The 20,356-nt window shown below is 62.5% G+C and carries 19 protein-coding genes; 12 read left to right on the top strand and 7 right to left on the bottom strand.

Annotation, left to right across the window (positions count from 1 at the left end; all coding sequences use genetic code 11):
* The first annotated feature begins 42 nt into the window (after positions 1-42).
* A complete protein-coding gene (locus tag FQ705_RS19165; protein WP_144143642.1) occupies positions 43-555 on the top strand; it encodes a winged helix DNA-binding protein in 513 nt (170 codons plus the stop codon).
* A gap of 51 nt (positions 556-606) precedes the next feature.
* Here FQ705_RS19165 and FQ705_RS19160 read toward each other — a convergent pair whose 3' ends face one another.
* Positions 607-1,152, bottom strand: coding sequence for a 5-formyltetrahydrofolate cyclo-ligase (locus FQ705_RS19160; RefSeq protein ID WP_260854565.1), 546 nt, complete (start codon positions 1,150-1,152; stop codon positions 607-609).
* A gap of 77 nt (positions 1,153-1,229) precedes the next feature.
* Here FQ705_RS19160 and FQ705_RS19155 point away from each other — a divergent pair, with 77 nt between their 5' ends.
* From FQ705_RS19155 to FQ705_RS19140, 4 genes are all read left to right on the top strand, one after another.
* Positions 1,230-3,197: a lytic transglycosylase domain-containing protein gene (locus FQ705_RS19155; protein WP_144143641.1), complete on the top strand. Its 1,968-nt coding sequence runs from the start codon at positions 1,230-1,232 to the stop codon at positions 3,195-3,197.
* 82 nt (positions 3,198-3,279) lie between these two features.
* Positions 3,280-4,236 (top strand): complex I NDUFA9 subunit family protein, encoded by a 957-nt coding sequence (locus FQ705_RS19150; protein WP_144143640.1) that lies wholly within the window; start codon positions 3,280-3,282, stop codon positions 4,234-4,236.
* A 41-nt stretch (positions 4,237-4,277) separates the two neighbouring features.
* A complete protein-coding gene (locus FQ705_RS19145; protein WP_144143639.1) occupies positions 4,278-4,928 on the top strand; it encodes a glutathione S-transferase family protein in 651 nt (216 codons plus the stop codon).
* Complete coding sequence (locus FQ705_RS19140; protein WP_144143638.1) at positions 4,925-6,157, top strand: multifunctional CCA addition/repair protein; 1,233 nt, start codon at positions 4,925-4,927, stop codon at positions 6,155-6,157. Before FQ705_RS19145 ends, FQ705_RS19140 begins: the two co-directional genes overlap by 4 nt.
* Before the next feature lie 24 nt (positions 6,158-6,181).
* Here the strand turns inward: FQ705_RS19140 and FQ705_RS19135 are convergent, their stop codons facing one another.
* Together FQ705_RS19135 and FQ705_RS19130 are read right to left on the bottom strand one after the other, a co-directional pair.
* Positions 6,182-6,376 carry a DUF2905 domain-containing protein gene (locus FQ705_RS19135; protein WP_144143637.1) on the bottom strand — a complete coding sequence of 65 codons (195 nt, stop codon included), beginning with the start codon at positions 6,374-6,376 and terminating at the stop codon, positions 6,182-6,184.
* A 31-nt stretch (positions 6,377-6,407) separates the two neighbouring features.
* Positions 6,408-7,625 (bottom strand): class I SAM-dependent methyltransferase, encoded by a 1,218-nt coding sequence (locus tag FQ705_RS19130; RefSeq protein WP_144143636.1) that lies wholly within the window; start codon positions 7,623-7,625, stop codon positions 6,408-6,410.
* Positions 7,626-7,638: 13 nt separating this feature from the next.
* Between FQ705_RS19130 and FQ705_RS19125 the strand changes: the two genes are divergently transcribed.
* From FQ705_RS19125 to FQ705_RS19100, 6 genes are all read left to right on the top strand, one after another.
* A complete protein-coding gene (locus FQ705_RS19125) occupies positions 7,639-8,457 on the top strand; it encodes an SDR family oxidoreductase (protein ID WP_144143635.1) in 819 nt (272 codons plus the stop codon).
* Between the two features lie 45 nt (positions 8,458-8,502).
* Positions 8,503-8,898: a dihydroneopterin aldolase gene (locus tag FQ705_RS19120; protein ID WP_144143634.1), complete on the top strand. Its 396-nt coding sequence runs from the start codon at positions 8,503-8,505 to the stop codon at positions 8,896-8,898.
* 3 nt (positions 8,899-8,901) lie between these two features.
* Positions 8,902-9,876, top strand: a complete 975-nt coding sequence (ttcA, locus tag FQ705_RS19115; RefSeq protein ID WP_144143633.1) for a tRNA 2-thiocytidine(32) synthetase TtcA — start codon at positions 8,902-8,904, stop codon at positions 9,874-9,876.
* 131 nt (positions 9,877-10,007) lie between these two features.
* Positions 10,008-11,369 (top strand): bifunctional UDP-N-acetylglucosamine diphosphorylase/glucosamine-1-phosphate N-acetyltransferase GlmU, encoded by a 1,362-nt coding sequence (gene glmU, locus FQ705_RS19110; RefSeq protein WP_144143632.1) that lies wholly within the window; start codon positions 10,008-10,010, stop codon positions 11,367-11,369.
* 49 nt (positions 11,370-11,418) lie between these two features.
* A complete protein-coding gene (gene glmS, locus FQ705_RS19105; RefSeq protein WP_144143631.1) occupies positions 11,419-13,236 on the top strand; it encodes a glutamine--fructose-6-phosphate transaminase (isomerizing) in 1,818 nt (605 codons plus the stop codon).
* Positions 13,237-13,362: 126 nt separating this feature from the next.
* A complete protein-coding gene (locus FQ705_RS19100; RefSeq protein WP_144143630.1) occupies positions 13,363-14,061 on the top strand; it encodes an SDR family NAD(P)-dependent oxidoreductase in 699 nt (232 codons plus the stop codon).
* Between the two features lie 70 nt (positions 14,062-14,131).
* Here the strand turns inward: FQ705_RS19100 and FQ705_RS19095 are convergent, their stop codons facing one another.
* The 4 genes from FQ705_RS19095 to FQ705_RS19080 all read right to left on the bottom strand — a co-directional run bounded on the left by FQ705_RS19095 (position 14,132) and on the right by FQ705_RS19080 (position 17,400).
* A complete protein-coding gene (locus tag FQ705_RS19095) occupies positions 14,132-14,491 on the bottom strand; it encodes a superinfection immunity protein (protein ID WP_144143629.1) in 360 nt (119 codons plus the stop codon).
* A gap of 43 nt (positions 14,492-14,534) precedes the next feature.
* Positions 14,535-14,810 carry a hypothetical protein gene (locus tag FQ705_RS19090; RefSeq protein ID WP_144143628.1) on the bottom strand — a complete coding sequence of 92 codons (276 nt, stop codon included), beginning with the start codon at positions 14,808-14,810 and terminating at the stop codon, positions 14,535-14,537.
* A 181-nt stretch (positions 14,811-14,991) separates the two neighbouring features.
* Positions 14,992-15,891 carry a transporter gene (locus tag FQ705_RS19085; RefSeq protein WP_260854564.1) on the bottom strand — a complete coding sequence of 300 codons (900 nt, stop codon included), beginning with the start codon at positions 15,889-15,891 and terminating at the stop codon, positions 14,992-14,994.
* A gap of 120 nt (positions 15,892-16,011) precedes the next feature.
* Positions 16,012-17,400: a DUF1254 domain-containing protein gene (locus tag FQ705_RS19080; protein WP_144143626.1), complete on the bottom strand. Its 1,389-nt coding sequence runs from the start codon at positions 17,398-17,400 to the stop codon at positions 16,012-16,014.
* 501 nt (positions 17,401-17,901) lie between these two features.
* Between FQ705_RS19080 and FQ705_RS19075 the strand changes: the two genes are divergently transcribed.
* On the top strand, positions 17,902-20,322 hold the full coding sequence (locus FQ705_RS19075) for an arylsulfatase (RefSeq protein ID WP_144143625.1): 2,421 nt from the start codon (positions 17,902-17,904) through the stop codon (positions 20,320-20,322).
* Positions 20,323-20,356: the final 34 nt, after the last annotated feature.

The following is a 20,356-nucleotide window of genomic DNA, read 5'->3' as shown; positions in this document are numbered from 1 at the left end:
CACTCCCGACACCTTCCCAATCTGTTGCCGAGAATCGTCATCATGTCGCGTCACCCCACCAAGATCGTCTCCTCGGAACACCTCGTGTCCGCCACGAGCGCGGAACTGTCCGAACTCGAGTACGCGCTCATCATGGCGGGCAATGCCTTCAACCGATGGATGGTGCGCTGCATGTCCGCAGCGGGCGACAAGGACATGACCGCGATCGAAGTGTCGTTGCTGCACCACGTCAGCCATCGCGAGCGGCGCAAGAAACTGGCGGATATCTGCTTCGTGCTGAACATCGAGGACACGCACGTCGCCACCTACGCGCTGAAGAAGCTCGTAGCTAGAGGGTATGTAAAAAGCGAAAAGACCGGCAAGGAAGTGTTCTTCTCGGCGACCGAAGCGGGGCGGGAGTTGTGCCTGAAGTATCGCGAGGTGCGCGAGAGCTGCCTGATCTCGACCTTGAAGGAGAGCGGCCTGACCAACGAGCAGATCGGCGAGGCGGCGCAGTTGATGCGCAACGCCTCGGGGCTGTACGACACGGCCGCGCGGGCGGCGGCCTCTCTATAACGGGCGCGCTAACGGGCGCGCTGCCGCGATGGGCAGGCGCTCGCCGTGCATTCAATCCGCCGTTGCTTGCGGATAAAGCCCAGCCTCGGTGACGATCAGGTCGAGCGGCACGTCGTGGGCTTCGTGCTGCAAGGCGGAAGTGCGGCACGCCTCATAGGCGATACCGACGGTCACCGGCTTCTTCGCACCGGGCCAGTTGGCCAGCGTGCGGTCGTAGTAGCCACCGCCGTAGCCGAGCCGATAGCCGGCCGCATCGAAACCGACGCACGGCACGAACAGCAACTCGGGCACCGCCACGCGCCCGGAACTCGGCTCGGCGATCTTGTGATGACCGATCTGCATCGGCGTGGCGGGCGTCCATGCATGAAACTCGAGCGGGACACCGCGTTCCTTGACGACCGGCAAACTTGCTTCGCGTTGCGGGTCGGACGCGAGCCAGATCGAGATCGCGGCGCGGGCGTCGAATTCACCCGCAAGCGGCCAGTAGAAGCCCACGCTGCGCACGCCATAGCGCTTTAACGCATCCAGCACGCGGCGCCCGAGCGCGGCATTGTGCGCCGGCTCGGAAGCCGCATGTAGCCTTGCTTCCAATAGCATTTTACGCAGCGCCTTTTTCGATTCCGCCACGGGGTTGCATGCTATGCTTGAGTTCAATTCGCGCTCCAGAAACAACGATGTCAAAACGCCTTTACCGAGTATATCGCGCGGCCGGTCTGGCGCTTGCCGCAGCGGCACTCGTTGCGTGCAGCACGGCCTCAGCCGTCAAGCCCATTCCCATTTCGCAACTCACCAACGACGACCAGACCTTCGTCCAGCTTCGCGAGGCCGCGCGTAATAACGACGCAGCGCGCGCGGCGCAGTTGGCGAGCATGATCCCGGACTACCCGGCGCCTTCGTATCTGGCGTACTTTCAGCTCAAGCCGCAATTGTTCGATTCGAGCGGTCACGCGCGGGTCGACGCGCCCGATGCGCCGGTGCTGGCGTTCCTGCAGAAGTACGACGGCCAGGCCATCGCCGACCGTCTGCGTAACGACTACCTCACGGTGCTCGGCGCGCGTCACGACTGGCGCAACTTCGATCAGCAATACGCCCGCTTCGTCCTGAACGACGACACGCAGGTGAAGTGCTACGCACTCGAATCGCGCGCCTCGCGCGGCGAAAACGTCGCCGACGCGGCGCGTGCGCTGCTGGTCGATCCGAAGTGGTACGGCGACGGTTGCGTCGATCTGATCACCTCGCTGGGCATGAGCCGCCAGTTCAGCGCCGACGACATCTGGCAACAGATCCGCCTCGCCTACGAGCAGAACTACACCAACACCGGCAGCAAGCTGGTCGACGCGTTGAGCAATCAGCCGCCCGATCCGGTGCTGTTCAACCAGGCCACCACTACGCCGCCGTTGTTGCTGGCGCGCGGCGTCGGCCCGGATACGCAGTCGCATCAACTGGCTTTGCTGGCGATCACGCGCATGGCGCGCAACGACCCGGCCACGGCGGCGGCCATGTTCGCGTCGGTCGCGCCGTCGTTGAGTTCACCCGAGCGCGCCATCGGCTGGGGCACGATTGCTTATCAGGCGGCCGCCAAGCAGATGCCGAGCGCGGTGGACTGGTATCGGCTCTCGGTGAATGCGCCGCTGTCGAACCCCGCGTATGAATGGCGCACCCGCACTGCGCTGCTCGCCGGTGACTGGACGATGGTGCGCTGGTCGATCGAACAGATGCCGGTGGCGCTGCGCAATCAGCCGTCGTGGGTGTACTGGCATGCTCGCGCGCTGAAGCAGGCGGGCGACACGGCCACCGCCAACCAGGAATTCGAATCGATCTCGCAGGGCTACAACTTCTACGGCCAACTGGCTGCGGAAGAGCTCGGCCAGAAGATCACCGTGCCGCCGAAAACCATGGTGACCGACGCCGAAGTCCAGCAGGCCGGCAACACGCCGGGTTTCGATCTGGCGCAACGTTTCTACGCGCTGAATCTGCGGCTCGAAGGCAATCGCGAATGGAACTGGCCGCTGCGCAACATGAGTGACCGGCAACTGATCGCCACCGCCGAATACGCGCGCCGTATTCAATTGTATGACCGCACGGTCAACACGGCGGATCGCACGAAGACCGAGCACGATTTCTCGCTGCGTTATCTGTCGCCGTTCCGCGATATCGTCGAGCGCGATTCGCAGTCCAATGGGCTGGATGTGGAATGGGCCTACGGGCTGATTCGTCAGGAGTCGCGTTTCATCATGAATGCGCGCTCGGAAGTCGGCGCGAGCGGCTTGATGCAGTTGATGCCGGGCACCGCGCAACTGGTGGCGAAGAAGATCGGTCTTGGTCCGATCTCGCGTGACCAGATGAACGACATCAACACCAACATCCTGCTCGGCACGAACTATCTGTCGATGATCTACAATCAGTTCGACGGGTCCGCCGTGCTGGCCACCGCGGGTTACAACGCCGGCCCGGGCCGTCCGCGCAACTGGCGGCAGTCGCTGCAACATCCGGTGGAAGGCGCGATCTTCGCCGAGGCGATTCCGTTCCAGGAAACGCGCGACTACGTGAAGAATGTGTTGTCCAACACGGTCTACTACGCGGCGTTGTTCGAAGGCCGTCCGCAATCGCTGAAGGCGCGTCTGGGTTATATCGCACCGTAAGCGCCGTGCCGCCGCAGCCCCAGTTCCGGGGCCGCGGCGCGCCACGCCAGCCGTTGCCGCGGCTTCCACCAGGGAGTCGAAAATGCGACATCAAGCCATTGCGATCATCGGCGGGTCCGGTTTTATCGGCAGCCATCTCGTCAACGCCCTGGTTGAAATGGGCAAAGACGTGCGTATCGCCACCCGGCGGCGCTACAACGCCCGCCATCTCACCCTGCTGCCCATCGACGTGATCGAAACCGACGTGTTCGATCCGGTTCAGCTCGCGCGTTTTGTCGAGGGTGCGGATTGTGTGATCAATCTGGTGGCCACGTTGAATGGCAAACGCGGCAAGCCGTATGGTCCCGAGTTCGCGCGCATGCATGTCGAACTGCCGACCAAAATTGTCGCGGCGTGTGAAAGCAAGGGCGTGCATCGGCTGATTCATGTCAGCGCGCTCGGCGCAGACTCGAATGGTCCGAGCATGTATTCGCGCTCGAAGGGCGACGGCGAGAAAGCCGTGCACGCAGCGAACCTCGCGTGGACGATTTTCCGGCCGTCCGTGGTGTTCGGGCCGGAGGATCAGTTCCTCAACAAATTCGCGTTTCTGCAGAAGGTGTTTCCGGTGATTCCGCTCGCCATGCCGGACGCGAAGTTTCAGCCGGTGTATGTCGGCGATGTCGGCAAAGCGATCGTCAACACGATCGATCTCGATGCCGCGAGCGGGCATACCTACGAGTTGGGCGGCCCGACCGTCTATACGCTGGAAGACCTCGTCAGCTATTGCGGCGATGTGATCGGCAAGCATGCGCGCATCATTCGGCTGCCGGAAACCCTGGCGCGTTTGCAGGCGCTGAGTTTTGAAATGGCGCCCGGAGAAACCGTGATCTCGCGCGACAATCTTGATTCGATGAAAGTCGACAACGTGCTGAGCGGGCCGCTTGCGCCTGAACTCGGCATCGAGGAGCCGGCCAGCATCGAAACGATCGCGCCGGTCTATCTGACGGGTGCGTCGACCCGCTCGCGCTTCGATACGTTTCGCGCGAGCGCGGGGCGCTGAACCGGCTTTTCCTTTTCCTCACCTCTCTATCTATACCCGGCATGAAGCTGCTCATTGGTGACAAGAACTATTCGTCGTGGTCGATGCGTCCGTGGCTGCTGCTTAAGCATTTCGGCATTCCGTTCGAAGAAGTGTTGATCCATCTGAATCGGGCCGAGACGACGGCGGAAGTCCTGACACATGCACCGAAAGGGCCGGGCAAAGTCCCGTGTCTGATCGACGGCGACATGCTCACGTGGGATTCGCTGGCGATTGCCGAAACGCTGGCCGAGCGCTTCCCACAACATGCGTTGTGGCCGCGCGATGCGGCGGCGCGCAGTCACGCGCGTAGCGTCAGCGCCGAGATGCATTCGGGCTTCGGTGAATTGCGCTCGAATATGTGGATGAACATTCGCGCGTCGTTCCCGGGCAAGAACGCGACACCCGGCGCGCTCGCCGACATCGCGCGCATCGACACGCTATGGCGCGATTGCCTCGACACCTACGGCGGACCTTTCCTGTTCGGCGAGTTCTCGATTGCCGATGCGATGTACGCACCTGTCGCGATGCGCTTCAACACCTGGCAACCGGCGTTGTCCGAAGCGGCATCCGCGTACGCGAACCGCTTGAGCGCAGTCCCCGCCGTGAAGGCATGGATCGACGATTCGCTCAACGAGACCTACACGATTCCGTATCAAGACGTATGCCCATGAATATTTACGCGGTAGGCGGGGCGATTCGCGACGAGTTGCTGGGCGTGCCCGTGCAGGACCGCGATTACGTTGTGGTCGGCTCAACGCCCGAACAGATGGTGGCGCAAGGCTACCGGCCGGTGGGCAAGGATTTTCCGGTGTTCCTGCATCCGCAGACGCACGAGGAATACGCACTCGCACGCACGGAGCGCAAGACGGCGGCGGGCTATCACGGCTTCCAGTTTTTCTACGCGCCGGACGTGACGTTGGAGGAAGACCTCGCACGCCGTGATCTGACGATCAATGCGATGGCGCGCGAAGTTCGCCCCGACGGCGAGTTGACGGGACCGGTGATCGACCCGTTCAACGGCCGTGGCGATCTGGACGCGCGCCTGTTTCGTCATGTGAGCGACGCGTTTCTCGAAGACCCCGTGCGGATCTTGCGGATCGCGCGGTTCGCGGCGCGCTTCACGGATTTCACCGTCGCGCCGGACACGCTGACGCTGATGCGCAAGATGGTCGCCGACGGCGAAGTGGATGCGCTCGTCGCCGAACGCGTGTGGCAGGAAGTCTCGCGTGGTCTGATGGAGAAACAGCCGTCGCGCATGTTCGCGGTGCTGCGCGAATGCGGCGCGTTGGCGCGGATTCTGCCGGAGATCGACGCGCTGTTCGGCGTGCCGCAGCGCGCCGACTATCACCCGGAAGTGGACACCGGCGTGCACGTAATGATGGTGCTGGACCACGCCGCGCGGCAAGGCTACACGCTGCCCGTCCGGTTCGCCGCGCTCACGCACGATCTCGGCAAGGCGACCACGCCGGAAGACGTATTGCCGCGCCACATCGGTCACGAAGAGCGCAGCGTGGCTCTGCTAAGGCCTTTATGCGAACGTCTGCGCGTGCCGAACGAGTGCCGCGATCTGGCGCTGCTGGTGGCGCGCGAGCATGGCAACATTCATCGCGTGATGGAGTTTGGTGCGGCCGCACTGGTGAGGTTGCTCGAACGCAGCGATGCGATTCGCAAGCCCGCACGCTTCGCCGAAGCCTTGCAGGCTTGCGAGGCGGATGCGCGTGGGCGCCTGGGCTTCGAGATGCGGGACTATCCGCAGGCTGAGCGCTTGCGCGTGGCGCTGGTTGCCGCTCGCGGTGTGGATGCCGGCGCGGTGGCGAAGCGGCTAGCCGATGCGCCAGCGGGCATCAAGGACGCGGTGCATCAGGAACGCGTCCGCGCCGTGGAAGCGGCGATGGGCTGACGTCGTGCAGGCCGCGCAGCGCGCTTAAAGCATCCGGGCGACGAGCGAGAGGATCATCGACAGCACCAGCGTCGACATGAACGGAAACGGATACTCCCGGCCGAACAGACGCAAGGTGACGTCGCCCGGCATGCGCCCGATGCCGATTTTCCTGAGCCACGGCCAGCAGGCCGACAGCACGGCCACTGCCACGAAGGTCGTCAACAGCCAGCGGATCATCGCGCTTTCCTGAGCCTGCAAGGGCAAAAAATCACAGCGTGTGCGAGCGGTCGCCGCTCGAAAATGCCTGCAACGTGTCATCCAGACCGCGCGAAAACGCGATCACCTTGAACAGTTCGCCCATTTCCGCTTCCGACAACAACTTCTGCACCGCATTCGAGGCGGGCATGAAACGCTTCGTGTCGGTGGGATCGATCTCGGCCAGTGTCTCGGTAATCCCGGCGTTCAGCAGAAAGCGCGCTTGTGACGTGAAGCCGAGCAGATCCGCGCCCGTCTCCACACCGGCCTCGGCGATGCCGGTGAATTCGACGTGCGCGGTGATGTCCTGCAAGCCCGGATACAGGAACGGATCGGCGTGCGCGCGGTGGCGGTAATGGCACATCAGCGTGCCTTGCACGCGCTGCGCATGGTAGTACTCGTGCCGCGGAAAGCCGTAGTCGATGAAAAACGCCGCGCCGCGCGTCAGCATCGTGCAGATGGTGCGGGTGAACGCGCGCGCGGCGTCGTGCGTCTCGGTGACATAGTCGTCGCCGGCACTGTCGATTTCACCGATGGATTCGATTTCCGACAACAACGCCAGATCCGCGGCCGCCGACACGGGGCGATCCTCGAACGCGAAGGTTTCGGCTTGCGTGCCGCGCCAGACCACGCCGCGCTCGTACCAGACACCGCCCGTCGACGCGAACAGTCGCACGGGCATCGCGTCCAGCACCTCGTTGCCGATCACCACGCCTTCGAAGTGTTCCGGCAAGGCGTCCAGCCAGCGCACCTTGGCGGCGAGCGCCGGTGCGGCCGCTTCGATCGTCTCGCGTTGGCGCTCACGCAGTTCGCCTGACAGGTCCACGATCGAATAGCTGTCGAACTCCGCGCCCAACGCGTCGAGCGCATTGAGCAGGCCGGCCGCCAGCTTGCCGGTGCCGGCGCCGAATTCCATCACCTCGCGCGTGCCGCTGGCCTGCAGCGCCTCGGCCAGCGGCCGGGCGAGCGTCGCGGCGAAGAGCGGCGACAGTTCCGGCGCGGTCACGAAGTCGCTGCCGTCGTCGCCGCGCAGGCCGAATTTGCGCGCTCCACCGCTGTAATAGCCGAGTCCCGGCGCGTACAGCGCGCGTTCCATATAGCGGTCGAACGGCAGCCAGCCGCCGGCGTTTTCGAGTTCCGTGCGCAGTTGCGCGACGAGCGCTTCCGACTGCGCCAGCGCGCTTGGGCCGGGAGCAGGTAAACTGTCGGGTTGGTGAGCTTTCGGATTCATCCCCCCATTGTAAATGACCGACTCTCTGGACACTGCTGCCTTCCGTGCGCCTGAAGCGCCCCGTGTCGTGCTGATTACCGGCGCCGCCCGGCGCATCGGGCGCTCGCTCGCGCTGGGTTTTGCCGCGCGTGGCTGGGACGTGGCGGTCCACTATGGCAGTTCGCGCGAAGACGCCGATCAGGTGGTCGCCGACATCGTGGCCATGGGTCGCCGGGCGGTCGCCTTGCAGGCCGAATTGGCCGACGAGGCGCAGGTCCAGCAGCTCCTGCCGGCCTGCATCGCCGCGCTGGGGCGGCCCGCGTGTATCGTCAACAACGCGTCGCGCTTCGAAGAAGACACGCCGCGCGACGTCGGTTACGAACTGCTGCTGAAGCTGACCGCGATGAACCTCGGCGCGCCGCTGGTACTGGCGCGTATGCTGTACGAGGCGACACCGGAGGCCGCGCGCAGCGACGAAAGTCAGCGTGGGGTCGTCATCAACGTGCTGGATCAGAAGCTGTACAACATGAATCCGGATTACCTGTCGTACACGCTGTCGAAGGCGGCGTTGCAGACAGCCACGGTCGCCTTGGCGCAGGCGTTGGCGCCGAAAGTGCGGGTGGTCGGGCTGGCGCCCGGCCTGACGATGCAATCCGGCGATCAGACGCCGGACGGTTTCGCCGCCGCTCACCGAATCACGCCTTTGGGCCGCGCGTCGCGACCCGAGGATATTGTCGCCGCCGCGTTGTATCTCGCCGATGCAGCGGGCGTCACCGGAACGACGCTGGTGGTCGACGGCGGGCAGCACCTGGTGCCGCTGCCGCGCGACGTAATGTTTTTGACGGGCGCCTGAAGCGCCCTTTGCGTGCCCCGCACGCTTTTTTCGACTGGAACGAACATGTTTGCCGCTCTTTCGCATCCCCGGCTCGCCGATTGCCGCCGGCTCTTTCTGCGCAATTACGAAGTGCACATCAACATCGGCGTGCACGACTTCGAAAAGCGCGGCGAACAGCGCGTCGTGATCAACGTCGAACTGTTCGTGCCGCTGGCGCTGTCCACGCCGCTTCTGGACAAGCTCAACGAAGTGGTCGACTACGACTTCATGCGTTCCACCATCGCGCGACGCGTGGAGCAAGGTCACATCCACTTGCAGGAAACGCTCTGCGACGACCTGGTCAAGACCATGCTCGAACATCCGCTGGTGCGTGCCGCGCGCGTATCGACCGAAAAGCCGGACGTTTATCCGGACTGCGACGCGGTGGGCGTCGAAGTCTTCCGTATCAAGGAGGATTGAGCCATGAATGCGCCCGAAATCCTCAACGACGCCGCGCCTGCCGCGAAGGTCAAGGTGCCGCTCACGCGCCGCGAGCAGAAAGAAGCGTACGAGAACAACAAGCTGTTCAAGCGCCTCGCGCGCCAGGTCGGCGAGGCGATCGTCGACTTCAACATGATCGAGGACGGCGACAAGGTGATGGTGTGCCTGTCGGGCGGCAAGGACAGCTACGCGATGCTCGAAATCCTGATGCGGCTGCGCGAACGCGCGCCGATCAATTTCGAGATCGTCGCCGTGAATCTCGACCAGAAGCAGCCGGGCTTTCCCGAGCACGTGCTGCCGGAGTATCTGAAGCAACTCGACATTCCGTTTCACATCGAGAACCAGGACACCTACAGCATCGTCAAGCGACTGGTGCCGGAAGGCAAGACCACCTGCTCGCTGTGTTCGCGGCTGCGTCGCGGCATTCTGTATCGCGTGGCGGGCGAACTCGGCGCGACCAAGATTGCGCTCGGCCATCATCGCGACGACATCCTGCAGACGCTGCTGCTGAACATGTTCTACGGCGGCAAGCTGAAGGGCATGCCGCCCAAGCTGCAATCGGACGATGGCAAGAACATCGTGATCCGCCCGCTTGCCTACGTGAAGGAAACCGATCTCGAGAAATACGCCGAGTTGCGCGAATTCCCGATCATTCCGTGCAACCTGTGCGGCAGCCAGCCGAACCTGAAGCGCGCGGAAATGAAGGCGCTGGTGCGCGATTGGGAAAAGCGCTTCCCGGGCCGCATCGAAAATATGTTCAACGCCTTGTCGAACGTCGTGCCGTCGCACTTGATGGATCACAAGCTGTATCCGTTCGCGAATCTGCGAGCGAGCGGCGAAGCCGATCCGCAAGGCGATACCGCCTTCGACGAAGAGCCGTGTTCGACCGACAGCGGTGCCGGCGCCATGCCAGGCATCTCGAAATCGATCTCGATCGTTCAGTTCGACGATCTTTGATAGCGGGTGAAAGCGCCTGATAACCGGCGTTTGCACGTTTTACCGCTCACTATGAGGCCGCGTCTGCGGCCTTTTTCACATGAGGCTGCGTGATAGAATCGTGCGCTCCAAACTTGTCTGGTTGCCGTGCCATGAATATTGTGATTTTGGCGGCAGGCACCGGTAAGCGCATGCGGTCCGCGCTTCCCAAGGTGCTCCATCCTCTGGCCGGTCGGCCTCTTCTCGCTCACGTCATCGACACTGCTCGCACGCTCAAGCCCACGCGGCTCGTCGTGGTGGTCGGCCATGGCGCCGAAGCCGTGCAGAAAGCCGTTGCGGCGCCCGACGTGCAATTCGCCACGCAGGAGCAACAGCTCGGCACCGGCCACGCGGTGCAGCAGGCGTTGCCGCTGCTCGATCCGTCCGTGCCCACGCTCGTGCTGTACGGCGACGTGCCGCTCACGCGCGCGAGCACGCTGCAGGCATTGACCGAACGTGCGGGGCAGGGCGGCTATGGCGTGCTCACCGTCACGCTGGCGGACCCGAGCGGTTACGGGCGCATCGTGCGCGATCAGCACGGCAAGGTGGCACGCATCGTCGAACAGAAAGACGCGAGCGCCGAGCAACTCAAGATCGACGAGATCAACACCGGCATCATCGTCGCGCCAACGGAGCGCCTGGGCGTCTGGCTGGCGGCGTTGAAGAACGACAATGCGCAAGGCGAGTTCTATCTGACGGATGCGGTCGAGATGGCGATCGAAAGCGGTCTCGAAGTCGTCACCTCGCAACCGGACGACGAGTGGGAAACGCTCGGCGTGAACAGCAAGCAACAACTGGCCGAACTCGAACGGATTCACCAGCGCAACGTGGCTGAAGCGTTGCTGGTCGCCGGTGTGACACTCGCCGATCCGGCGCGGCTCGACGTGCGCGGCTCGCTCGAATGCGGCCGCGACGTCTCGATCGATGTGAACTGCGTGTTCGAAGGCCGCGTGACCCTGGCTGACAACGTCACCGTCGGGCCAAACTGCGTGATCCGTAATGCGAACATCGGCGCCGGTACGCGGGTCGACGCGTTCACGCATATCGAAGGCGCCGAAGTCGGCGCGAACGTCGTGCTCGGACCGTATGCGCGCTTGCGCCCGGGTGCGTCGCTGCAGGACGAATCGCACGTCGGCAACTTCGTCGAGGTGAAGAACGCGGTGCTCGGTCGCGGCTCGAAGGCCAACCACCTCACCTATATCGGCGACGCGGATATCGGCGCACGCGTGAATATCGGCGCGGGCACCATCACCTGCAATTACGACGGCGCCAACAAATTCCGCACGATCATCGAAGACGACGTGTTCGTCGGGTCCGACACGCAACTGGTCGCACCCGTGCGCGTGAAGCGCGGCGTGACGATCGCGGCGGGCACCACGGTCTGGAAAGATGTCGAAGCCGACATGCTCGTGCTGAACGACAAGACTCAAACAAGCAAGCCGGGCTTTGTGCGTCCGGTGAAGAAGAAAAACTGAAAGTCGTGACGCGTGCACGAGGCGCGCATTACTGAAAAAGGATTAAGCCATGTGTGGCATTGTCGGCGCGGTTGCGCAACGTAATATCGTTCCCGTCCTGATCGAGGGACTGCGTCGTCTCGAGTATCGTGGCTACGACTCCTGTGGCGTGGCGGTGCTTGGCAAGAACGGCCCGGTTCGCGCGCGCAGCGTGGCGCGGGTTGCCGATCTCGACGATCAGGTGCGCGAGACGCATCTCGAAGGCGTGACCGGTATCGCGCATACGCGCTGGGCGACGCACGGCGCGCCGGTGACGGACAACGCGCATCCGATCTTCTCGAAAGATGCGCTCGCGTTGGTACACAACGGCATCATCGAGAATTACGAGTCGCTGCGTGAAATGCTGCGCGGCAAGGGCTACGAGTTTGTCTCGCAGACCGACACGGAGGTTATCGCTCATCTGGTGCACAGCCTGTATCGGGGCGATCTGTTTGCCACCGTGCGCGAAGCGGTCGGTCAATTGCATGGCGCGTATGCGATCGCGGTGTTGCACAAGGATCAGCCGCAAACGGTGGTCGGCGCGCGCCAGGGTTCGCCGCTGGTAGTGGGCCTCGGCGAGGGTGAGAACTTCCTCGCGTCGGATGCGCTGGCGCTCGCCGGCAGCACCGAGCGCTTCATCTTCCTCGAAGAAGGCGATGTGTGCGAGCTGACGCTCGACGGCGTGCGGATCGCGGATCGCAACGGCTACGAAGCACAGCGCGATGTGCGCCAGGTCGCGGCGTACGGCGGCGCGGTCGAACTCGGCCCGTATCGTCACTTCATGCAGAAGGAAATCTTCGAGCAGCCGCGCGCGATCACCGACACGATTCCGCAAGCGGATTCGTTCGACGCCTCGCTGTTCGGCGAAGGCGCGGACAAGGTGTTCGCGGGTATCGACAGTTTGCTGATTCTGGCGTGCGGCACGAGTTACTACTCGGGGCTGACGGCGAAGTACTGGCTCGAATCGATCGCGAAGATTCCGACGCAGGTCGAAATCGCGAGCGAGTATCGCTATCGCGAGTCGGTGCCGAATCCCAAGTCGCTGGTGGTGGTGATCTCGCAATCGGGCGAAACGGCTGACACGCTGGCGGCGCTCAAGCACGCGCAGTCGCTGGGTCACAAGCACACGCTGGCGGTATGCAACGTCGGCTCGAGCGCGATGGTGCGTCAGACCGAATTCTCGTTCCTCACGCACGCGGGCCGCGAAATCGGTGTGGCGTCGACCAAGGCGTTCACGACGCAACTGGTCGCGCTGTTCGTGCTGGCGTTGACGCTTGCTAAGCTGCGCGGTCATGTGGATGAAGTGCAGGAAGCGGAGTATCTGAAGCAGTTGCGCCACTTGCCGGCGGCGTTGAACAGTGTGCTGGCGCTGGAACCGCAGATCATCGCGTGGTCGGAAGAGTTCTCGCGCAAGGAAAATGCGCTGTTCCTCGGGCGCGGGTTGCATTACCCGATCGCACTCGAAGGCGCGTTGAAGCTCAAGGAGATTTCGTACATTCACGCCGAGGCGTATCCGGCGGGTGAGTTGAAGCACGGGCCGCTGGCGCTCGTGACGGAAGCCATGCCGGTGGTGACGGTGGCGCCGAACGATGCGCTGCTGGAAAAACTGAAGTCGAATATCCAGGAAGTGCGTGCGCGCGGCGGTCAGCTGTATGTGTTCGCCGACGCGGATACGAAGATTGTCAACGATGAAGGCCTGCATGTGATCCGGATGCCGGAGCACTACGGTTTGCTGTCGCCGATCCTGCACGTGGTGCCGCTGCAGTTGCTGGCGTATCACACGGCTTGTGCGCGGGGTACGGATGTGGATAAGCCGCGGAATCTGGCGAAATCTGTGACGGTGGAGTAAAGGGGCTGGGCGCTTTTGCCAATCAACCGCAAAAGCGCCAACGCGATCTATAGTTCAAAACACGCCATGCGAGCGCGTGCAACGACGTGCTCCGAATCGCTGTCCCTAATTGCATCAGGAGGCGTCGTGAGTCGAACTGAAACAGCATTGATCGTGGGTGCGGGAAAGGGCTTGAGCGCATCGCTCGCGCGCCTGTTTGCTGCGGAAGGCATGCAGGTCGCGCTGGCCGCGCGAGACATCGGCAAGCTGACGGATCTGGTGGACGAAACCGGCGCCTTGCCGGTGAGTTGCGACGCAAGCCGGCCGGAAGACGTCGACGCGCTCTTTACGCGCATCGAGCAGACCTTCGGTGCGCCCGACCTCGTGGTGTACAACGCGAGCGGCCGGTATCGCGCGGCGGTCGAAGCCATCGAGCCGGCCAGGCTCGAGGAGTCGATCAAAGTGTCCGCCATCGGCGGCTTTCTGGTGGCTCAGGCCGCCGCTGTGCGCATGCTGGCGCGAGGCAGCGGTTCGATTCTGCTGACGGGCGCCACGGCTAGCGTGAAAGGCCTCCCCGGCTCTACGCCTTTCGCCATGGGCAAATTCGCGCTGCGAGGCATGGCGCAATGTCTGGCGCGCGAACTTGCTCCGAAGAATGTTCACGTCGCACACTTTGTGATTGACGGCGGCATTGCGAGTAGTTGGGCCAAGCCGGAGGACACCAGCGCCGACGACAAATGGCTGGAGCCTGACGCGATCGCGCGGGAATATCTGCACATCCATCGTCAGCACCGGAGTGCGTGGACATGGGAAGTCGAATTGCGGCCCTGGCTGGAGAAATTCTGAGCGGCACGTCGTCGCCAAAACGAAACGGCCGGGCTCGAAAGCCCGGCCGTTCCTGTGCTGCTGCACCAGCTCAAATGTGCGGCCGGCGATGACTGTGCGCTGCAATCCGCGCAACGACGGGCACGAGGCGGCGATTAAACATAGGAATCGAACTATTGCGGTTGCTGGCTCGCGCCACGATACCGTCGATCGTGGCGCGGGCCACGGCGCGCTGCGCCCGCTTCGCGAAATGCCTGAGATTGCGACCGCTGACGGGGTGCCTTGCCCACACTAACGCTGCAAACCAGCCGATCACTGTCCATCCAAGCAGAATGTTCACCATGGTCAGCGCGAAAGCGTCTTCACGGTTTCTGGCGTCCGCGATGATGGCGGGCGTCAGGTAAAGCGCTAACGCACCGAGAAACACTGCACCTTCGATAATTTTCAACATTTCAACACCTCGCAACAGCCGTACTCAGCGAACGAACTTCACATTAATGAGCGTTGTACAGACGGGTGAAGCCCTCTGCCGATTGACGGCGGCCGGATGCCGAGGACGACGCCACCACGCCACCGTACGAGTCGTTCACCGAGCCGACCGCATTGCTCTGCTCGGCGGCGACGGTCTGTGCGCTTTGGCCGCGTTGCGAAGCAGGCGCACCAACCGACGGACGATAGGACGGCGCCGGGCCGTAGCCGCTGGCGAATGCCGGTGCGGCGATCGAGGCAGTAACGGCGACCAGCAGGGCTGCAAGAAGTTTGCTTTTCATGATGACTCTCCAATCCGGTTTTAAGGGCGCCGCGCTTCGGTGAGTTGCGCGCAGCTGATAGAGAGCAGTTTAGATCTTGCCTATCTTTTTTCTATGCCGATAGCGTGAAATCACAATTGCTGCAGACCGAACAATGCCGCGCGGCCGCGCCCATTGCGGGTTGCCGGATCGAATCCCCTTGCTACTGGAAAGTCGCGCTGATCGACAGCTCCACGGCGTTGCCCTTCGGGCGATTGCTCGTGTTGAATTCGTTCACCCAGCGCAAGGTCGCCGAAACGGGTGTTTTCTCGACTTTCCCCGCCCACGTGACCATCGGGCCGATGCCGACCGCATGCCCTTGTGTGCCGCCCGTCAAGCGGGCGATGCCGCCGGTGTCGTTGCCGATCTGCTGGATGTAGCCGCCCACCACGCCGATGCCCCAGCCGCTGGCGAACCGCTTGAGCGCGAGCAGGTCGAGTACGCTAACCGGCGCGTTGTGATAGTGGGTCTGATCGTTGCCCGTGTAGAACTCCAGACCGTAGTTGAGAGATAGTTCGATGTTCTGCGAGGGAATCAGATGCGTGTACGCGACGGTCGGCGTGAAGGTCCACGTGTTTTGCCCTGCGTTGGCCAAACGGCTCGAGTTGTAGGCACCCGTCGGCGCGTACATCTGCACGCTCAACGCGATGTGATCCGTTTTGCTGAAGTGATAACCGGCCACGACGGGCGTGAAGAAAATGTCCGCGAATTGTGTCGCATGGTCGTTGGGCAGCACGCCCCGAAAGCTCGACGCGTTGGTGTACTGGAACGGCACGCCAAACGACGACGCGAAATTCCATCCGCCGGCGGTGATGCCCCAGGTCTTCACCAGATTCGCCATCGTGTAGATGACCTGGTAGTTCAAGCCCTGCGTGACGGTACCGGCGACGGGCAGGGTCTTCGTGGCACCGAGCGAGCCCTGGTAGTAGATCGTCGACAGCGACACGATCCAGTCCGACGTCGGCGGAACGATGCCGGCGTACGGCGTGATCTGCTCGCCGGTGATCGGGCGCCCAATCCCGCCTTCGGTGGCCTGCGCCACCTGCGCGCTGGCGAGACTCATGGCCCCGCACAACGCTGCCAAACGCCACGCCGGGCACGATACTGAGTGGTTCCGTCTATTCATACCGATCTCCACAGGTCTTTGCCGATCTGTTCGCGCCTGCCGAACCGCTTGATGCGCTTATCGTTTCTGGGGAACGGGGAATGTCCACGTTCCGTTGAACACCGATTCTTCAGGCCCATAGATTCGCGCGATGACGTTGTACGGACCCGCCGGTGCCGGAAGCCAGTTCGATTGTTTGTCCGGCCCTGGCGATGCTTGCTGGACGTAGATGTCGAGCGAACCGTCGGCGCCGTATTTGAGGCCGTGGGTCCGGTCGCCGATGGAATAGCGGTTGATCGGATTGGCCACCAGGTGACGCGCGGGAAGGTCGTACATCGTCATCGACCAGAAGAACTTCGCAGGCGGTAGATCTTTCTTGTCGAAGTGAATGACGTAGGGTTGGGCGCCCACCAACTGCTGATGCTCGGCGTTCAGGCGCGTGCCGACATACACCGCTTCCTGCCTGGTGTTGCCGTAGATACCCATCGCGGCGGCGACCGCACGTTTGGTGTAATCGCCGTTGAGATCCTGGCGCGTGCCGAACAGGTCGTAGGAACTGGTGGTGTGTTTTTCGGCGTCGGCAAGCGCGGCTTTGCCGTCGGCGATACCGGCCTCGATGGCCTGGCGCGTCTGCGGCGGCAACGCCGCTGCGTCGAAGTGCCGGCCTGGCGCAATGCCGATCCGCGCGAAGCGCTGCATCAATTCCGTTTCCGACGCTGCGCCCGGCTGAGTGAACTGCAGCAGAAAATTCAGGTACGAGATGAAATCGATCGAGGTGGCGTCGGCTTCGTTCCACTTCGGGAAATTCACGCCCGGCGCGGCAGGTGGCGCCGGGCGGTGTTCGAACGCCGAGAGCGAGGTGAGCCTGTAGCCGCGCTGGATCGCCTGCATGTTCTTCACGTCGGCAGGGCCGTTGAGCGCGGTGCGGCCCAGTGTCACGATGAAGTCGGTCTCGGAACGGAACACCTTGTCGATACCCTTGGGCGTCTCGCCGTTCCAGTCAGGCCCGGCGAAGAGGTAATGCCCCGCACCTTCGCCGGTCGTGCGCGAGCCGACATACGCGAAGTTGTAGGTGAAGAGATCGATCCACTGGAACACGTAGTAACGCTTGTCGAGTATGGCCGGCACCGTCAGCACCCATGGCTCGCGCCGCAGATCGAGCCATGCCCACGAGTAAGGCGTGTCGTTGTTGGGCGTGACGATGTCCTTGTTCTCGGGACCGTACGGCTTCGAATAGTGACGGAATTTCCCGAAGCCGCCAACGTAGGCCTTCGCCTTCGGATCGACGGCCTGCTCGTACATCGTCTTGTAGTTGTAGAGCATCGGGTACGCGTAGATGAACGCGTCCCTGGCGATGGCGCGCGCTTCTTCCGGTGATGCAGTGAGACTCGACGAATGATTGTTTTTGTCGGCATCGGCTGCCGGGTTCTGCGCCATGATCGGCATGCTGAAAAACACAGCAAGCATACCGATTAATAATCCACCGAGATGAAGCCGACCTTTAGCCATTAAATAACCCGAATAGTGTCGAGCGGGCAATCAATCGCCTCGCATAAAAATAAATGACGAAACGAGACGATGCCCAGTCCACTCGAGGCTTCGAGGTAGCGCTCAAGCGCAATGGATAGCAGGTCATTGCCGCAGCCGCGCGATGTCAGCAGCCGCTCGCGTGATGGACCGCAACTTAACAAAGTCTTACATACGATAGATAACGTTTTGACAAATGGCAAGGGGAGAATTTGTCGCTCCTGAATATCACAAGTGATCCTACATTTTTCAGGTTTTGCGGTATATCATCCGCTGACATTGGATGCGCAATCGGGTTGGATCGCACACTCATCGACTGCGAAGAATAATCGACGTTGCGTCTGAAAAAAGCCATTGGATTTTATGTCGCATGTGCGCTCCGAATCAATTCTGCTGGGCGCGAGAATTTATTTCGCATGACTCACCGATGAGGAGCCGGCAATGCGTGCATGTGGAACGCTTCGAGTTCAGTCTCTCGTGTCCGCTCTGGTGGCGATCTGCTGCGTCAGTATCGCGGCTGCCCAAACCGTTCTGCCCATTCCGCCCGCGCCGTTCAAAGGCAAAATCGAACTCGGGGCGAAGGATTCCAAACCCGACTTTCCCAAGCCCGTTCAGGCGCCCGCCGGCGCGCCCAACATTTTGCTCGTGCTGCTCGACGACGTAGGCTATAGCGCGTCCGACACATTCGGCGGACCGGTCAACACGCCGACGCTCGACAAGCTCGCCTCGGAAGGCTTGCGCTACAACCAGTTTCACACCACGGCGATGTGCTCTCCCACGCGCGCCGCGTTGCTGACCGGCCACAACCATCATTCGGCGCACGTCGGCCAGATCATGGAGATGGCGACCGGCTATCCGGGCTATGACTCGTTGACCGGCAAGGACACCGCGACAGTCGGGGAAATCCTGCGCGACAACGGCTGGAACACCGCCTGGTTCGGCAAGGACCACAACGTGCCCGACTGGGAAGGCAGCCAGGCCGGTCCATTCGACCGTTGGCCGACGGGCCTTGGCTTCGAGTATTTCTATGGCTTTATCGGCGGCGACACCAATCAGTGGCGCCCGGGTGTGTTCGAAGGAACCAGGCCGATCGAGCCGTATCTCGGCAAGCCGGACTACAACCTGGACTACGACCTCGCGGATCAGGCTATCAAATGGATGCGCACCCAGCATTCGCTCGCGCCCAACCGTCCGTTCCTGATGTACTACGCGCCGGGCGCTACGCATGCGCCGCACCAGCCGCGTAAGGAGTGGATCGCGAAGTACAGCGGCAAGTTCGACCAGGGTTGGGACGCGTTGCGCGAGCAGACGCTGGCCCGGCAGAAGCAACTCGGCATCGTGCCGCCCGATACGCAACTGACGCCGCGTCCACCGGCGATTCCCGCGTGGGACTCGCTCAACGCGGATCAGAAGAAGCTGTACTCGTACATGATGGAAGTGTATGCGGGCTATCTCGAGCAGACGGACTACAACGTGGGGCGCGTGCTTCAGGCGGTCGACGATCTCGGGTTGAAGGACAACACGCTCGTGATCTACATCGTCGGGGATAACGGCGCGAGCGGCGAAGGCACGCTCGAAGGCTCGACGAATATTCCCGCGGAGATGAACGGCATCTTCCAGAACTACAAGCAGATGCTCGCGCAGAAGGACGACATCGGCACCTGGAAAACTTATAACCACTTTCCGGTGGGCTGGGCGCACGCCATGGACACGCCGTTCCAGTGGATGAAGCAGATCGCCTCCCACTACGGCGGCACGGCAAACGGCATGGTGATTTCCTGGCCGTCGCATATCAAGGAGGTGGGGCAGTTGCGCACGCAATGGCATCACGTGATCGATATCCTGCCGACCATTCTGGAAGCCTCGCATCTGCCGCAGCCCACCATGGTCGACGGCGTTAAACAGAAGCCGATCGAAGGCGTGAGCATGGAATACACGTTCGACAATCCCTCGGCACCGTCGCGGCGCACCACCCAATACTTCGAGCTGTTCGGCAACCGGGCGATTTATCACGACGGCTGGGTGGCCGGCACGACGCCGGCCGGCAATCCGTGGGACACCGTGCAGCCGAGCGTCGACGTCATCACCGGCTACAAGTGGGAGCTGTATCACGTCGCCGACGACTTCAGCGAGTCGAAGGATCTGGCCGCCACGATGCCCGCGAAACTAGACAGCATGCAGAAGCTGTTTTACGCGGAAGCGAAGAAATACAACGTGCTGCCGCTGGACAACAGCCGTACCGATCGTCTGAATCCGGCGATCAGACCGAGCCTGAATAAAGGCCGCACCAGCTACACCTATTACGAAGGTGCGGTGCGGATTCCGGAAGGCGTCGCGCCTGACGTGAAGAACAAATCCTGGACCATCAACGCGTCGGTGGAGATGGCGCAGCAGGGTGCGACGAACGGCATCATCGTGACCGAGGGCGGCTTGTTCGACGGCTGGGCGCTGTATCTGGACAAGGGCGTGCCGGTGTTTCACTACAACTACGGCAATATCGACCACTACGAGATTCGCGGCTCGAGCGCGGTCGCCGCGGGCGCGCATACGGTCACGATGGCCTTTACCTATGACGGCAAGGGGCTCGGAAAGGGCGGCAACGTGATCCTCTCCGTCGATGGGCAACAGGTTGCGCAAGGCCGCGTAGACAAAACAGTGCCGGTGCGCTTTACGTTGGATGAGACCTTCGACGTCGGCATGGACACGGGCACGCCGGTTACGGAGAAATACGACGTGCCGTTCACGTTCAGCGGAAAGATCGACAAGGTCACCATCGATCTGAAGCCGCAGGAACCCGCGGTCGCCACCGAGTACGAAAAGGCCAAGGGGCTCATGGCACGCGCGATCGCCGAGCAGGAGTAGCGCTTATCTGTCGGTCAGCGTTCCTGTAGCGGTT

This window comes from Paraburkholderia sp. BCC1884 (assembly GCF_900996225.1).
Taxonomy (GTDB): Bacteria; Pseudomonadota; Gammaproteobacteria; order Burkholderiales; family Burkholderiaceae; genus Paraburkholderia.
This window is presented reverse-complemented; position numbering and strand designations above follow the sequence as displayed.